A 15,832-nucleotide genomic window follows, 5' to 3' on the forward strand; every position below is an offset into this window, starting at 1 on the left:
GAGCGGCATGCGGAGGGAGCACGCCATGCGGGGCGGGCGGGTGCGGGAGGGAGACGCGCTGCCGCCGCTGGAGATCGCGATCACCCGGACGCTGATCGTGGCCGGCGCGGTCGCCTCGCGCGACTACCAGGACGTGCACCACGACGCGGTGCTCGCGCGGGAGAAGGGGGCCCCGGACATCTTCATGAACATCCTGACCACCAATGGCCTGGTCGGCCGCTACATCACGGACTGCTTCGGACCGTCGTCCCGGCTGCGGGCCGTGAAGATACGACTCGGTGCGCCCAACTATCCGGGGGACACGATGACGCTGACGGGCACGGTCACGCGGGTGGACGGGGAGATCGCCGAGGTGAGGGTGACGGGCGCCAATGGCCTCGGCCAGCACGTCACGGGCACCGTGCGGGTGTACGTGCCGGGGCTGGAGCCTGCCGCTGATGGCAGCGAACTGAACGACGCACCAACGGACTTGGGGGTGGAGTCATGAGCGTACGCAGGGCGGACGCGCTCGGAGGGAGGGCGGCCGTCGTCGGGATAGGGGCGACCGAGTTCTCCAAGGACTCGGGGCGCAGCGAGCTGAAGCTGGCGGTCGAGGCGGTCCACGCGGCGCTCGACGACGCGGGGCTCTCGGCCTCGGACGTCGACGGTCTGGTCACGTTCACCATGGACACCAGCCCGGAGATATCGGTCGCGCAGGCGACCGGCATGGGCGAGCTGTCCTTCTTCTCGCGGATCCACTACGGGGGCGGCGCGGCCTGCGCCACCGTGCAGCAGGCGGCGCTCGCGGTGGCGGCCGGCGTGGCCGAAGTCGTGGTCTGCTACCGGGCGTTCAACGAGCGCTCGGGGCGGCGCTTCGGGTCCGGGGTGCAGCAGCGCGAGCCGTCGGCGGAGGGGGCGGCGCTCGGATGGGCGCTCCCGTTCGGGCTTCTGACACCCGCGTCCTGGGTCGCCATGGCCGCGCGGCGCTACCTGCACACCTACGGTCTGACGCCCGAGGCGTTCGGCCATGTCGCCGTCACCGACCGCCGTCACGCGGCCAACAACCCGGCGGCGTACTTCCACGGCAAGCCGATCACGCTCGCCGACCACGCGGCGTCGCGGTGGATCGTCGAGCCGCTGCGGCTCCTGGACTGCTGTCAGGAGACCGATGGCGGCCAGGCCCTCGTCGTCACCACCGTGGAGCGGGCCAGAGACCTGCGGCAACGGCCCGCGGTGATCACGGCGGCGGCGCAGGGGGCCGGGCGCCGGCAGGAGGCGATGACCAGTTTCTACCGGGACGACATGACCGGGCTGCCGGAGATGGGGGTGGTGGCGCGTCAGCTGTGGCGGACCTCCGGGCTCACCCCCGCCGAGGTCGACGTGGCGATCCTGTACGACCACTTCACGCCATTCGTGCTGATGCAGCTGGAGGAGTTCGGATTCTGCCGGCCGGGTGAGGCGGCCGACTTCGTCGCGGCGGACGCGCTGCCGCTCAACACACACGGAGGTCAGCTGGGGGAGGCGTATCTGCACGGCATGAACGGCATAGCGGAGGCGGTACGGCAGCTGCGGGGAACGTCGGTCAACCAGATACCCGGCGCGGCGCATGTCCTGGTCACGGCCGGAACGGGCGTCCCGACCTCGGGCCTTGTCCTGGGCAGCGACAGCTGACGCACCGCCCGGCAGGGGCGGCTGACGAGGCGTAGTTTCGCGGCGGCGCTCCCCCGTGTTTCAGGGCGGCGCTCGCCCGTGTTCAGGCGGTGCTCCCCCGTGTTGCGGGCCCTGCTCTCCCGCCGGACGGCTGATCCTGTGCCCGGACGGCCGACGCGGTGGGCTTCAGCGGTGGCCGCTCGGTGCGGGGGACCGTTCACTCGGGCCATGCGCCGCCTCAAGATCAAGCCGACTCTCGCCCGTTCCGCCGCCGCCCTCCTCACGCTTGCCGCTCTGCTGACGCCGACGGCGGCAGCGTCGGCGTCCCCCCAGGAGCCGTCCCCCGCGCGGTCCCTCGCCGGTCGGGGAAACGATGACCGTGCCCGTGACCGCAGCCATGAAGACCATGACCACCAGGGCCGCGATCACAGGGGCCGTGACCACCGGGACCGTGACCACCGGGACCGGGACCCCTGGGACCGGGACGATGAGGGACGGGAAGTCTGGGACCAAGGCGTCTGGGGCCAGGGCGGTTGGGGTCAGGAGGACCCGGGGCGGGGGCAGGACAACGAGCGCGCGGAGGAGGTGGCGCACTTCACGGGCAGGGCCTTCGACACCTGCAACACCCCGTCGCTGGCCACCATGCGGGCCTGGCGGAGTTCGCCGTACCACGCGGTCGGCATCTACTACTCGGGCCGGGGCCGCCACTGCCTGGCCCAGAAGAACCTGAACCGGGACTGGGTGAGCCAGACGCACGACATGGGCTGGCAGGTGCTGCCCCTGTTCGTGGGCTCGCAGGCGCCGTGCGTGTACGCCGAGAACAAGAAGGGGGTGCGGATCGGCAACCGGCCCGCGCAACAGGGCAAGTCGGAGGGAGGCCAGGCCGTGCGGGACGCCCAGGCCCTCGGCATCCTGCCGGGCAGCCCGCTCTTCCTCGACATGGAGGCGTACAACGCGGGCAACGCGGCGTGCGCCCGCACCACGCTCGACTTCGTACGGGCCTGGAACCGGGAGGTGCGCGGGCGCGGCTACCTGCCCGGGTTCTACAGCAGCGCGGATTCCGGCGTGCGGCAGATGGAGAAGGCCCGGCAGTCGGGGCTCGGCGACCTCCCGGCGGTGATCTGGTTCGCCCGCTGGCAAACCGAGCCGGCGGTGTACGAGGAGGCGTCGCTGCGCGAGGACGCCTGGCAGCACCAGCGCATCCACCAGTACGCCGGTGACGCGACGGAGACGCACGGCGGGTACCGACTCGTCGTGGACCGCAACCAGGTCGACGCGCCGGTCGCCCGGATCGCGTGAGGTCGCCCGGATCGCGTGAGGCGGACCGGTTCGGCGAGCGGGTGCGGCGAGGGCTGAACCCTGAGGGCCGGGGATGCGTCCTCCACCTTCAGGAGGTGCAGCCACCCCCACCCCTACAACCTGAGACGGACATGGCTTCGGGACCTGGGGCCGATCCCGCGGGGTCGCGGCGCTCATAGCGTGGAGCCATGACAACGCCCGTCTGCTCCACCGCCTCCCGAGCGGCGACGCCCTACCACGCGTACTCGTCGTTCTCGTCGTACGTCCGCGCCAGGGGCCCCATGCTGCTGCGCACCGCGCGCTCGCTGACCGCGAACGCGAGCGACGCGGAGGACCTGTTGCAGACGGCCCTGACCAAGACGTACGTCGCCTGGGACCGGATCGAGGACCACCGGGCGCTCGACGGCTATGTGCGCCGCGCGCTGCTCAACACCCGTACGTCCCAGTGGCGCAAGCGCAAGGTGGACGAGTTCGCCTGCGAGGAGCTGCCCGAGCCGGAGACCGTGCCCGCGCCGGACCCGGCCGATCAGCAGGTGCTGCACGACGCGATGTGGCGGGCGGTCATGAAGCTGCCCGACCGCCAGCGGGCGATGGTCGTCCTGCGGTACTACGAGGACCTGAGCGAGGCGCAGACGGCGGAAGTCCTCGGGGTCTCGGTGGGCACGGTCAAGAGCGCGGTGTCGCGCGCGCTCGGCAAGCTCCGTGAGGACCCGGAGCTCGAACCCATACGGTCCTGATCCGGGCACGGCCCGCAGCCGCCGGCCAGGTATCCGCAGGTAACTTCGCGGAACCTCGGCCGAAACTACTCCCGGGTAGTGACATACCGAGCGGTATGTGCGCAGAATTCGGCACACCCCTATCGCCACAGAGCGCGGACCATAGCGCTCCTCGGGAGGACGCCGTGCTGAGCACCATGCAGGACGTACCGCTGCTGATCTCGCGGATCCTGACCCACGGGTCGACGATTCACGGCGCGTCGCAGGTCACCACCTGGACCGGCGAGGCGGAGCCGCAACGCCGCAGCTTCGCCGAGATCGGCGCCCGGGCCGCGCAGCTCGCCCACGCGCTGCGCGACGAACTCGGCGTCCGCGAGGCGAGCGCCGTGGGGACGCTGATGTGGAACAACGCCGAGCACGTCGAGGCGTACTTCGCGATCCCCTCCATGGGCGCCGTCCTGCACACCCTCAATCTGCGCCTCCCCGCCGAGCAGCTGATCTGGATCGTCAACCACGCCGCCGACCGCGTGGTGATCGTCAACGGGTCGCTGCTTCCGCTGCTCGCGCCGCTGCTCCCCCATCTGCCGACCCTGGAGCATGTCGTCGTCACCGGGGCAGGCGACCGTTCGCTCCTGGACGACATCGACGGCACGGGACCCCAGGTGCACGAGTACGAGGAGCTGCTGGCCGGACGGCCCACGGCGTACGACTGGCCGCAGCTGGACGAGCGCAGCGCCGCCGCCATGTGCTACACCTCCGGCACCACCGGCGACCCCAAGGGCGTCGTCTACTCCCACCGTTCGATCTATCTGCACTCCATGCAGGTCAACATGTCGGAGTCGATGGGGCTCACGGACCGGGACACGACACTGGTCGTGGTGCCGCAGTTCCATGTGAACGCCTGGGGCCTGCCGCACGCCACGTTCATGTCCGGGGTGAGCATGCTGATGCCCGACCGCTTCCTCCAGCCCGCCCCGCTCGCCGACATGATCGAACGCGAGAAGCCCTCGTACGCGGCGGCCGTCCCCACCATCTGGCAGGGTCTGCTGGCCGAGGTCACCGCCCGCCCGCGCGACCTCACCTCGATGCGGAACGTCACGATCGGAGGCGCGGCCTGCCCGCCCGCCCTGATGGAGGCGTACGACAAGCTCGGCGTGCGGCTCTGTCACGCCTGGGGCATGACGGAGACGTCGCCGCTCGGGACGATGTCCAACCCGCCGGCCGGTCTGAGCGCCGAGGAGGAGTGGCCCTACCGCATCACGCAGGGCCGCTTCCCCGCCGGGGTGGAGGCGCGACTGGTCGGGCCGGGCGGGGAGTTCCTGCCCTGGGACGGCGAGTCGGCGGGTGAGCTGGAAGTGCGCGGGCCCTGGATCGCCGGGGCGTACTTCGGGGGCGCGGGCGGCGAGGACTTCCGGCCGCAGGACAAGTTCAGCCCGGACGGCTGGCTGCGGACCGGGGACGTCGGTGTGATCAGCCCCGACGGATATCTCCGCCTGACCGACCGTGCCAAGGACGTCATCAAGTCCGGCGGCGAGTGGATCTCCAGCCAGGAACTGGAGAACGCGCTGATGGCCCACCCCGATGTGGCCGAGGCGGCCGTGGTAGCGGTCCCGGACCACAAGTGGGGCGAACGCCCGCTCGCCACGGTCGTCCTGAAGCCCGGTGCCACCGCCGACTACGCGGCCCTGAAGGAATTCCTCGCCACCAGGATCGCCAAGTGGCAGCTGCCCGAGCGGTGGGCGCTGGTGGAGTCGGTGCCGAAGACGAGCGTCGGGAAGTTCGACAAGAAGGTCATCCGCAGGCAGTACGCGGACGGCGAGCTGGACGTGACGGAGCTGCGCTAGGCGCGCGCGGAGGCGGGCCGGCCGGAGCAGCGGTCCGGGCCCGGGCAGCGGTTTCGGCCCGGGCAGCGGTGCCGGCGTGAGCAGCGGTCCGGGTCCGCCGGGTCGCGGCTGGGCCGGCACGATCACGCTCAGCCGTGCAGCCGGCGGCGCAGCAGACGGCTCATGTTCGGCATGGCCACATACGTCATGAGCACACTGAACAGCACCGTGAACACTCCGGTCCGCAGCACCAGCGGAAGCCCGGCGACATGGGGGCCGAGCACCGCGTTGCCCAGGAGCGAGATCGGGAAGATGGCCAGGCCCGAACTGATCGCCATTTTCCACCGGGGCGGAGCGGGACGGGCCTCACCGGGCTTGGCGAACCAGGTCTCCATTCCGGTCAGTTCACGCCGGGCTGTCTCGGTGTGTTGATGGCCCGTGCAGGTGGCGAAGAACAGGGCCCGCTCCTTGGAGCTCTGCCAGCGCTCCAAGGCGGCCGCGTCCCGGAAACGGTGCACCAGAAACCAGGGCGCCCCGGGGGACGACGGCCGGAACAGACCGTGTCCGAGGTGGCCGGGGAAACGGGTCGCGGCGGCCAGGATGTCGCGTGCCCACCCCTCGAACGACTCGTCGTACCCGTCCTCGACCTGCCGTGCGATCAACAGGGTGACCTCGCCCAACAGGGTGACCTCGCCGTTGTCGGCGGGGACGGCGTGGCCATTCAGCCGCGTCCGTTCGGGGGCGTTTCACGTGAAACAACCCTCGTTTCACGGCCCTGGGCATCACGGCCTGGTTTTCACGGCCCTGGTTTCACGTGAAACACCCCGAACGGACGGCAGCAGCCTCGGGTAACCAGGGGCACGGCAACCCGCCGTGCCTAGTTGGTGCCGATCTTCGCCAGGAGATCCACGATGCGGCCCTGCACCTCGCCACTGGTGGAGCGTTCCGCGAGGAACAGCACCGTCTCGCCGGACGAGAGGTTCGGGAGGTCCGCCTGGTTGATGCCCGCCGAGGTGTAGACGACGAGCGGCGTGTGGTTCAACTGCCCGTTGGCGCGCAACCAGTCGACGATCCCGGCACGGCGGCGGCGTACCTGCATGAGGTCCATCACCACGAGGTTCGGGCGAGTCTGCGCGGCCAGGGTGACCGCTTCGGAGTCGGTGGCGGCGCGGGCGACCTGCATGCCGCGCCGCTCCAGGGTCGCGGTGAGCGCGAGCGCGATCTCTTCGTGCTCCTCGATCAGGAGGACTCGGGGCGGGTGCTGCTCGCTGTCGCGCGGCGCGAGGGCCTTGAGCAGGACGGCCGGGTCGGCGCCGTACGCCGCCTCCCGTGTCGCCTGCCCGAGACCCGCCGTGACCAGCACGGGCACCTCGGCCGCGACCGCCGCCTGACGCAGCGACTGGAGCGCGGTACGGGTGATGGGACCGGTGAGCGGGTCGACGAACAGGGCGGCGGGGAAGGCCGCGATCTGCGCGTCGACCTCCTCGCGGGAGTGCACGACCACGGGCCGGTAGCCGCGCTCGCTCAGCGCCTGCTGGGTGGAGACGTCGGGCGCGGGCCACACCAGGAGCCGGCGCGGGTTGTCCAGCGGCTCCGGGGGCAGCTCGTCGTCGACGGGCTGCGGCTGGGGCCGGTTGGCCACCTCCACCGCGCCGCCGGGACCGTCAAGCGGCTCGGGCCCCTCGGCTCCCTCGTCGGGCGCCCCGATCGCATACGCGCGGCCCTGGCCCTCCGAGGGGGGCGAGGGCAGCACGGGGTGCGGCCGGGCCGGCGCTTCGGTGGGCCGCTCGACACCCTCGGGAGGCGTGCCCAGCTTGCGCCGTCGCCCGGAGCCGAGCGAGCCTCCGGCCGTCTGCGCGGTCTGGGGCTGCGGGGCGGCCGGAACCGGTTGGGCTGCGGAGGCAGGGCGTGCGGCGGGTGCCTGCGGCTGCGTCTGGGTCTGCGTCTGCGCCTGCATCTGGGCGAAGGGCGCGCCCTGGCCGAGCGTCCGCACGCTGAAGGCGCGGCCCTGGGTGTCGCCGGAGACGACCGGGATCCCCCCGGGCGGGGTCTCGGCGGGCAGCGGCTGCCGCAGGGGCCCGGTGGGTGCGGCCGGAGCGGGTCGCGGAGGCCTGGGCGCGGCAGGTCCGCCCTGGGCCTGGGCCTGGCCCTGGCGCGGCTCGTGGCCCGGACTCTGCGGGGGTACGGGCCCGGGGGCACCCGGCATCTGCACCGCGCGGGCCGCCCATGCGGGCGCCTCGGCCGGGTGCGGCTGGGGCGGGGTGTGATCGGCCAGGGGGTCTGCGGGGGCGGCGGAGTTGGGGTCGGTGCCCCCGGGGTTGCCCCGGGTGTGGCCGGCGCGACCCGGCGCGCTTCCGCCCGGCCCCGCGACAGGGCCGCGGTCGGCGGGCCCAACCCCCATGGGGCGAGCACCTGTTGGGCCGGGGCCCATGGGGTGCGGGCCGGCCGGGCCCCCGGGGTGAGCACTCGCGGACGAAGCCCGCGCGGGGTCGACTGCACCAGCCACGGCACCCGGGGAGCCGGGACCGGCCGACGTGGCGCCGACGGGCGGGGCACCCACAGGCGACGCGCCGAGGGGCGGCACGGGGCCGGGGCCCGCGTCAGGGGAGCCCATGGGTCCGGCACCCGTGGGTCCGGCGCCGGTAGGCCCGGCCATGGGTGCGGCGCCGACGGGCGGGGTTCCCAAGGTCGGGGCACTCGCAGGGGCGGGACCCGCAGGTCCCTCTGCGGATCCGGCGCCCACAGCCCGGGCGCCCGTGGGTCCGGCGCCAACAGGACCGCTGCCAACAGGGCCGGCGCCAATCGGACCGGGGCCAACCGGGTCGGCGCCAATCGGACCGGCGCCAATCGGGCCGGGGCCCGTGGCTCCCGGCACGCCGGCGCCCGGGTGCCGGCCGCCCCCAGGGCGTACGGAGGCGTGGTGGCCCGGCGCCAGGGCGTCGGACGGAGTGGTGGCCGGAGGCGCGGGGTGCGGCGCGCGGTCGGCGTCGGCGGGCGGCAGCGCGAACGCCGTCCGCGCGGAACCACCCTCCTGGCCGTTCGCGGATCCGCGCCCTGCGCCGCCCGCAGCACCCGGCGAGGCGTCGCCCGAAGGACCGTCCGCGGACCCGCCGCCCGGTCCGCCCGAGGCGGCGGCGCTACCAGCGGAGTTGGCCGACGCCGTACCCAAGGCGCGCCTGGCCCGGCGGCCCGTGGGCTCGGCGGCGTACTCTCCCGGGCCCGAAGCGGAAGCGCCGGACGGGCCGGACGCGGTGGACGGGGCGCCCTGCGCGTCGGCGCCGCCGGGCGCGGGCAGCGCGCGGCGGGCACGGCGCCCGGTCGTCTCGGTGGGCACGCCCTGCGGCGGCACGGTCTCGCCGAGCGCGGCGCGGCCCATGCCGGAGGACTCGCGGGCGCTCTCCGCGCCGGTGACCACGGATCCCTCGGCGGCCTCGCCCTGGCCCGGGGCCCGCACGGCGGACTGCTCGGCAGGGCTCGGCCGGCCACGGCGCCGTCCCGACCCGGAGGCCGCGCCACCGGAGACCGGTCCACCGGCCGCGCCCTCGTCGGCGGCGTCCCCCGTGTTCTGCTGGGCCGGGATCCGCGCTCGGTCGCCGTCGGGACCGGCGTCGGCGTCACCGCCGGAAGCGGGCGCGGAGCCGGACTCGGCACGCGCACGGCGGCGTCCCGTCGGGGACTTCTCCTCGGCGACCGGGCTCTCAAGGAACGCGTCCATGGACGCCCGCCGCCCGCGCCTGCGCCCGCCGCCGTCCTGCTGCGCGGGCAGCAGCGCCTCGTTGGGCTGCGGGACCACGGGTGCCTCGACCGTGCCCGCGCCCGCGCCGAGCGGCACTTCGAGCACGTACGCGGAACCGCTCATGCCCGGCACGTCCACGGTCTGCAGAACACCGCCGTGCGCCTTCACGATGCCGCGCACGATGGGCGCGTGGACCGGGTCGCCGCCCGCGTAGGGGCCGCGCACCTCGATGCGGACGACCTCGCCGCGTACGGCGGCCGCGACGACGACGGTGGAGTCCAGGTAACCGCCGGGGGCGGCCGGTGCCTTGCCGGTGGCGTCCACGCCCGCCACGTCCGCGATGAGGTGGGCGAGGGCGGTGGAGAGACGCGGCCCGTCGACCTCGGCCTCGATGGGCGGGGTGTGCACGGCGAACTGGGCGCGCCCGGGCCCGATGAGCTCGACGGCGCCGTCGACACCCGCGCCGACGACCGAATCGACCAGCACCTTGGTCTTCTTGAGCTCTTCGCCGCCCGCGTCGAGCCGCTGGTAGCCGAGGACGTTGTCGACGAGCGTGGTGATGCGCGAGTACCCGGCGGCCAGGTGGTGCAGGACCTGGTTGGCCTCGGGCCACAGCTGGCCGGCGTCGTCGGCGGCGAGCGCGGCCAGTTCGCGCCGCAGCTCGTCGATCGGCCCGCGCAGCGAACCCGAGAGCACCGAAAGCAGCTGCTGGTGCCGGGCGGCGAGCGCGTCGTAGCGCTTGGTCTCGCGGTCAAGGACCTCGGCGTGCTTGGCGGCCTGCTCCTCGTAGGGGCGGCGGTCGGTGAAGGTCATCACCGCGCCGACGAGCAGGTCGCCGTCGCGCACCGGCGCGGTCGTGAGGTCGACCGGCACCTTGGCGCCGGACTTGGTCCAGATGACCTGCCCGCGCACCCGGTGCTTGCGCCCGGACTTGAGGGTATCGGCGAGCGGGCTGCCCTCGTACGGGAACGGCTCGCCGTCCTCGCGCGAATGCAGCACCAGCGGGTGGAGTTCCTGGCCACCGAGGTCGCTGGCGCGGTAGCCGAGGATCTGCGCGGCCGCCGGGTTGACCAGGACGACCCGGCCGTCGGTGTCGGTGCCGACGACGCCCTCGGCCGCCGCACGCAGGATCATCTCGGTCTGCCGCTGCGAACGGGCGAGTTCGGCCTCGGTGTCGACGGTGCCGGAGAGGTCCCGCACGACGAGCATGAGGAGTTCGTCGCCGGAGTAGGAGCCGGGTCCGCCGCCGCTTCCGTAGGAGGCGTACGCGTCGCGCCCGTCCTCCAGATTGGCGCTGGTCACCTCGACCGGGAACTCGGTGCCGTCGGTGCGGCGCGCGATCATCCGGGTCGGCTTGGTGCGGCCCTGGTCGTCCTCGCTCTCGGGCCGGCGCATGGAGCCGGGGATGAGCCGGGAGTCGAAGGAGGGCAGGAGGTCGAGCACTCCCCGCCCCACCAGACCCGTACCGGGCGCCTCCAGCATTCCCAGTGCGACGGTGTTGGCGTTGACGACCGTGCCGTTGCAGTTGACGAGCAGGAGCCCGTCCGGGAGGGCGTCAAGTATGGCTGCGAGGCGAGCAGCGCCTCGGGATGGCCTGCTGCTCACGACGACGCTTCCTCCCTGAACCACTGCACCTTGCGGCCTGTCACTGGAAGGGAGTCTAAAGGCTGAGGATGTGCGAGCGACGGCGGATCGGGGGGAGCTCTCACCAAGGTTGTGTGTCTACCCCGTATGGGTGAAGGGCGTACGGGGTGCCCTACCTGGCTTCGGGCAGCACCGGGACCAGGTTGTCCCACCGCGAGATCTCGCACCCATTGGCACGGTTGTACGTCGCGTCCACGGGGCGCCCGGCCCAGCTGCCGGTGATGTGGGCGGTGGCGGGGCCGCCGTAGATGAACGTGCACATCCGGCCCGGGGGCACCGGCGCGAAGGTGTCCTTGCCCCAGGTCGTGACCGAGTCCAGCTTGTCGCAGGCATCCTGCGCCCGCGGGTGGGTGCCGCCCGCCGGGTGGCATTCGAGCGTGTACGTGCCCTCGACGCCGGGCTGGTGCTCGACGGTGATGGTGAGCCGGTCCTCGGTCTGCCCGCCGCCGAGCAGCGACAGCGGGACGGGCAGCGGCCCGGCCAGGGCCGAGGGCGCGGCGGCGAACGCGGTGAGGGAGGCGGCAGCGGTGACGGCGAAGCGGCGCAGCATGGGTCTCGTGTCTCCTGGGTTCGGAGGGGAGTGGGGGTCGTGGGCGGCGGGGCGGGCGGTGGGGGTCCGGCAGCGTCTTCGCGACGTCTTCGCGACGTGCCCGGTGGAGCACCCTGGGGGACGTATGGAGGAGTTCCGTTCCTCCGGGGTCCTGGGAGGTCTAACGCGCGTCAACGCCCGGCGTTGCGCCGCAGGAACGGCTTTGCTCTCGCGCCCACCTGCCTAGTACCGTGGGGGGCGATTGGTGACGGCCCGCAAGGCTGTGTCATCATCTGCACGCACCACTCGCGCGAGCGACGGTGTGCTGGAGGCGTCGCCTAGTCCGGTCTATGGCGCCGCACTGCTAATGCGGTTTGGGTCTTAAAGCCCATCGAGGGTTCAAATCCCTCCGCCTCCGCCAGCACCACCCGAAGCCCCGGCCTCACGGCCGGGGCTTCGCCCGTTCCGGAACCGGGGCGACGCGCGGCTTCTCGATCGGGTGCGCCCGCGTTGCGAACCGGGCCGGGCGGCCGGGGCGGCCGGCTCGGGACCCCGCGCCCGCTCTCGATCAGGTTGGCCGCGCGCGTTCTTTGGTCCGGGGTGCTCGGCAGGCCCCAGCCTTGGACGCGGCACGGGTCCCGGACCCGATGGCGCGCGTTCCCGATGCGGGATGCGGGATGCGGGATGCGGGATGCCGGTTGCCGGTTGCCCGGACGTCGTGCGCGTGCTCGGCCCGGCAGCTTCACCTCCAGGGCGGAGCTTCACCTCTTCAGGGCCCGGATGCGCCGTCCTTGACCCCCGTCCGGCCCATCCTCCCGACCACCCCGCCGCCCCCAGTTCGCTCACGCAGAGGCATTTCCGCAGGTCAGGGCCGGTGGAGCTAACGGATTTCGCGTCACGGCGCAGGTCATGTAATGTTGTTCTCGCAACGCCGACGGGGCAGAAAAAACCCCGGAAGCACAAGCACTCGTAGCTTAACGGATAGAGCATCTGACTACGGATCAGAAGGTTGCAGGTTCGAATCCTGCCGAGTGCACATAGATCAAAGGCCCCCTGGACATCGTCCAGGGGGCCTTTGACATCGACGGGTGACATCAACGTCCGCGTCAACGCGTCAGGCGATGGCGGGTCCGGCTCGGCGTCGCCCCGTCCGTTTGCTTCTCCTCCTCCAGCCGAGCTCGAACGGTATGCGGAGCGTGCCGGGTTCGGGATTCTGGACATGATCGACGGTTCCGGAGCCGGGCTCACAAGGCCTACCGCGCACACGGTGGCCGAGTACGCCTGGCTGGATCAACGAGGCGAGAAGGGGGCCCCGCCGGGTTAAGGCCATCGTTTGGTGATCCTCGCTGGAGTCTCCGGGGCCGCCCACACCTGGATGCGGATCTTCTCGGTGGTCTCGGGGCTCTCGTCGGAGTCGACGTCGGCCTTGGCGGCCCGGGCCAAGTTGCTCCGGGACACGCGGACGCGATTCCAGCCTGGCGTGACCTTGAACGTAGCCGCATCGGGCGCGTAGTCCGTGCAGCCCAGAACCATCAGGCGGCCCGACGACACATCCAGGCCGGCCTCAACGACGTGATCGAATTCCGAGCTGTCATCACTCGGCTCCTGAGGCAGGACGAGCACAGTGACGGATACGTTCACATTGACCACCGTGCCTATACCCAGCGCATCCCGCGCCACCGCGAGATGATCCGCAATGGCCTGGTCCGTCCACGCGTCGCTCAGATCGCCGTCCGCCTCCGCATCGCATACATGGATCTGGAAGTAGTCGGCAAAGAGGGTGAGCTCTGTTGCTGTCGTCATGGCGGCAGAGTGCCATGCGGCAGTGACGATCTCGGACGCGTCCACGGAGCTGCGCTTCATCCAGCCGATGGCCCTCCCTTCCGGGGGCCCTGAGGGGGGTGGCCTCTGGTGGGGACGGGGCCCAACTATCAGGATTTGGGGATGAGTTCAGGCCAGGGCGGTGGCATCGTCTGCGTGGAGCAGGTGGCGCAGCTGACGCCCGAGGAGGTCGCGGGGCAGCTCCGGGGGGCAGATCGACGCGGCGCAGGTCCGTTTCGGGGTGAGGGCCTACCGGATCGAGTACCGCACCACCGACAGCGCGGGCGCCCCCCACCACCGCGAGCCAGCTCGTCGTGCTGCCCAAGAACGATGCGCGCCGGCTACCCACCGTCTCCTGGCTGCACGGCACCACCGTGGACCGCAAGGACGTCGCATCGCAGAACCCGGAAGCCACTGACCTGCTCGTCGCGCTGCTCTTCGCCTCGACCGGGCGCGCGGTCTCGGCCCCCGACTACGTGGGCCTCGGCTCCGGCCCCGGCTTCCACCCCTACGGCGACCCGCCGTCACCGTGTCGGCGTCCTTCGACGCGCTGCGGGCGACCCGTGCGCTCGCCCGTCTCAAAGGCCGGGAGCTGGAGCGGAAGGCCCAGGTCAGCGAGGTCTCGCAGGGCGGGCCCGCGACCATGATGGTGGGACGCGCGCTCGACCAGGAGAAGGCCGACCGTTACTTCCGGCTCGGCGCCCTCGCCCCGGTCAGCTGCCCCTTCGACCTGTCCGCCTTCGAGGCCGCCGCCAACGACGAGATCGACAAGTGCGCTTACCAGTTGGCGGCCCACGGCGTCGGTGCGACGCTGATCGACGTCGGCGACGTCGGTCACAACGGGTCGGTCCGGCTGGCCGTGCCCGGGATCATCCGGTTCTTCGACGCGGCGCGCAAGGCCGGGTGACGGTGGCTGCGTGGGACGGTCGGGGCCGGCCCCGGGGCCGTTGTCAGTGGCTGGGGGTAGCTTCGAGATGTGGCTCGGTTGTGGCGGTGCGAGGGGGTTCGTTGGGGTGTGGGTGAGGGCCCGGCTGAGGGCAGGGCGCGGCTTCGGTGGGAGGGGGGACGTAGCAGTGCGTTGGACTACGGGCGGGTCCTCGCGTTCCAGGTGGCGGGGGCGCGCAGCTGTGTGGGGGCGCGGGGGAACCCCTGTCCGGTGGGGGCGCCGGTGCCGGGGCGCAGTACGCAGGCGCGGTGTTCCGAGTGCGCCCGTCTCGACCGGACGCACTCCGTCGCGGCGGATACGTTCGTGGACGATCCCCGCACCTATCGGGTCTACCTCGCCTGGTTCGGGAGCGGGCTGCTCAAGGTCGGCATCACGGCGGAGGAGCGGGGTTCGGTCCGGCTGCTCGAACAGGGGGCCGTGGCGTTCTGCTGGCTCGGGCGCGGGCCCCTGATGGCGGCCCGGCGCTGCGAGGAGCTGCTGCGGGCGGCCCTCGGGGTGCCGGACCGGATCGCGTACGCCGAGAAGCGGGCCGTGCGGGCCCGGCTTCCCGGGGTGGCCGAGCGGACGGCCGAGGTGGCGGAGCTGCGGGCGCGGGCCGTCGCCCTGGCCGGGTGGCCCGAGTCGCTGGAGCGGGTGGACGGTGAAGTCGTCGACCACGCGGGCGCGTTCGGGCTCACCGGGCTCGCCCCGGCCACCGGGGTCGTCGTGGAACTGGTGGACGGCGGCGTGGTGGGCGGCCGGCTCGTCGCCGCGGCCGGTCCCGATCTGCATCTGGCGGCGGCCGACGGCCATGTCGTGGTGCTCGACACCCGGCTCATGAGGGGGTGGGACCTTACGGCGGCGGGGACGAGCGAGAGGGACAGCGGTGCTGGTGCTGGTCCGGGTGGGGGTGGCCAGGCTGGCGAGCACGGTGCTCCTGTGGGGTGCCGGATCACCGTTCCGGTACGGGAGGTGCCGCGGGAGGGCGGGGTTCAGGACCAGCTGTTCTGATGCCCGAGTTCGGGCGGCATCCGGTGTGGGTCGGGGTCGTCCTGCCAAATGTCCTGGACAGCACCACCGTTCGCGCCCGAAGGTGGAGGCATGAGCGATCACATACGGGGGCCGGTCTCGGGGATCGAACCGCCTTACTACGCCGTCGTGTTCACCTCCCTGCGCACCGAGGGCGACCGGGGGTACGGCGAGACCGCCGACGCGATGGACGAGCTGGTGCGGGAGATTCCGGGGTACCTCGGGCACGAGAGCGCGCGCAACGCGGGTGGCCTCGGGATCACGGTCAGCTACTTCCGGGACGTGGAGGCCATCGCGCACTGGCGTGGGCGCGCCGACCACCAGCAGGCCCAGCGCCAGGGCCGGAAGGAGTGGTACGAGAGCTACAGCGTCCATGTCGCCAAGGTCGAGCGGGCTTACGCGTTCGAGCGAGGTCCCGGCTCCGGGCAGGAGTGACCGGCAGCGCGCGGGCCCTGGGCGTGTCCGCCCCACACCATGCGACGGGCGGCGGCGCGGGGGCCCCGGGCGCGTCCGCCCCGCGCCGCGCGACGGGGCCGACGGCCTGAGTCCGCGGACCGCGAGCCCGCCGCTCCTGAACCGGCCGCTCCTGAACCGGCCGCCCCTGAACCCGCCAACCCTGATCCCGCCGCTCCCGAGCCGGCCACCCCTATCCCGCCACCCCTGAACCCGCCGACTCAGACC

The 15,832-nt window shown here is 72.8% G+C and carries 12 protein-coding genes and 2 tRNA genes; 10 read left to right on the forward strand and 4 right to left on the reverse strand.

The window, feature by feature from the left end; genetic code table 11:
• Window positions 1-40 precede the first annotated feature (40 nt).
• The 5 genes from ACFYM2_RS03460 to ACFYM2_RS03480 all read left to right on the forward strand — a co-directional run bounded on the left by ACFYM2_RS03460 (window position 41) and on the right by ACFYM2_RS03480 (window position 5,488).
• On the forward strand, window positions 41-487 hold the full coding sequence (locus ACFYM2_RS03460) for a MaoC family dehydratase (protein ID WP_388833103.1): 447 nt from the start codon (window positions 41-43) through the stop codon (window positions 485-487).
• Window positions 484-1,650, forward strand: a complete 1,167-nt coding sequence (locus tag ACFYM2_RS03465; RefSeq protein ID WP_358998029.1) for a lipid-transfer protein — start codon at window positions 484-486, stop codon at window positions 1,648-1,650. The genes ACFYM2_RS03460 and ACFYM2_RS03465 overlap by 4 nt, the downstream gene beginning before the upstream one ends.
• A 564-nt stretch (window positions 1,651-2,214) precedes the next feature.
• On the forward strand, window positions 2,215-2,928 hold the full coding sequence (locus ACFYM2_RS03470) for a DUF1906 domain-containing protein (RefSeq protein ID WP_388457689.1): 714 nt from the start codon (window positions 2,215-2,217) through the stop codon (window positions 2,926-2,928).
• 188 nt (window positions 2,929-3,116) lie between these two features.
• Window positions 3,117-3,665, forward strand: a complete 549-nt coding sequence (locus tag ACFYM2_RS03475) for a SigE family RNA polymerase sigma factor (protein ID WP_388832912.1) — start codon at window positions 3,117-3,119, stop codon at window positions 3,663-3,665.
• A gap of 164 nt (window positions 3,666-3,829) precedes the next feature.
• Window positions 3,830-5,488 carry a long-chain fatty acid--CoA ligase gene (locus tag ACFYM2_RS03480; RefSeq protein WP_388832915.1) on the forward strand — a complete coding sequence of 553 codons (1,659 nt, stop codon included), beginning with the start codon at window positions 3,830-3,832 and terminating at the stop codon, window positions 5,486-5,488.
• A gap of 128 nt (window positions 5,489-5,616) precedes the next feature.
• Here ACFYM2_RS03480 and ACFYM2_RS03485 read toward each other — a convergent pair whose 3' ends face one another.
• From ACFYM2_RS03485 to ACFYM2_RS03495, 3 genes are all read right to left on the reverse strand, one after another.
• Window positions 5,617-6,147 (reverse strand): antibiotic biosynthesis monooxygenase, encoded by a 531-nt coding sequence (locus tag ACFYM2_RS03485; RefSeq protein ID WP_358998040.1) that lies wholly within the window; start codon window positions 6,145-6,147, stop codon window positions 5,617-5,619.
• Between the two features lie 197 nt (window positions 6,148-6,344).
• A complete protein-coding gene (locus ACFYM2_RS03490) occupies window positions 6,345-10,808 on the reverse strand; it encodes a PAS domain-containing protein (RefSeq protein ID WP_388832920.1) in 4,464 nt (1,487 codons plus the stop codon).
• A gap of 151 nt (window positions 10,809-10,959) precedes the next feature.
• Window positions 10,960-11,397, reverse strand: coding sequence for an SSI family serine proteinase inhibitor (locus tag ACFYM2_RS03495; RefSeq protein WP_350231582.1), 438 nt, complete (start codon window positions 11,395-11,397; stop codon window positions 10,960-10,962).
• A 306-nt stretch (window positions 11,398-11,703) separates the two neighbouring features.
• Between ACFYM2_RS03495 and ACFYM2_RS03500 the strand changes: the two genes are divergently transcribed.
• Together ACFYM2_RS03500 and ACFYM2_RS03505 are read left to right on the forward strand one after the other, a co-directional pair.
• Window positions 11,704-11,797 (forward strand) — tRNA-Ser (locus tag ACFYM2_RS03500).
• A 542-nt stretch (window positions 11,798-12,339) separates the two neighbouring features.
• Window positions 12,340-12,412: transfer RNA gene (locus ACFYM2_RS03505), tRNA-Arg, on the forward strand.
• A gap of 284 nt (window positions 12,413-12,696) precedes the next feature.
• On the opposite strand, the gene ACFYM2_RS03510 is transcribed toward ACFYM2_RS03505, so the two are convergent.
• Window positions 12,697-13,239, reverse strand: coding sequence for a hypothetical protein (locus ACFYM2_RS03510; protein ID WP_388457697.1), 543 nt, complete (start codon window positions 13,237-13,239; stop codon window positions 12,697-12,699).
• A gap of 487 nt (window positions 13,240-13,726) precedes the next feature.
• Between ACFYM2_RS03510 and ACFYM2_RS03515 the strand changes: the two genes are divergently transcribed.
• From ACFYM2_RS03515 to ACFYM2_RS03525, 3 genes are all read left to right on the forward strand, one after another.
• Complete coding sequence (locus ACFYM2_RS03515) at window positions 13,727-14,104, forward strand: hypothetical protein (RefSeq protein ID WP_388832923.1); 378 nt, start codon at window positions 13,727-13,729, stop codon at window positions 14,102-14,104.
• Between the two features lie 69 nt (window positions 14,105-14,173).
• Window positions 14,174-15,133: a DUF2797 domain-containing protein gene (locus tag ACFYM2_RS03520; protein WP_388832926.1), complete on the forward strand. Its 960-nt coding sequence runs from the start codon at window positions 14,174-14,176 to the stop codon at window positions 15,131-15,133.
• Window positions 15,134-15,223: 90 nt separating this feature from the next.
• Entirely contained in the window at window positions 15,224-15,586 is a 363-nt protein-coding gene (locus ACFYM2_RS03525; protein ID WP_358998059.1) for an antibiotic biosynthesis monooxygenase, read from the forward strand.
• Window positions 15,587-15,832 lie beyond the last annotated feature (246 nt).

It is taken from the genome of Streptomyces sp. NPDC006711, assembly GCF_042869775.1.
In the GTDB taxonomy this organism is placed as follows: domain Bacteria; phylum Actinomycetota; class Actinomycetes; order Streptomycetales; family Streptomycetaceae; genus Streptomyces.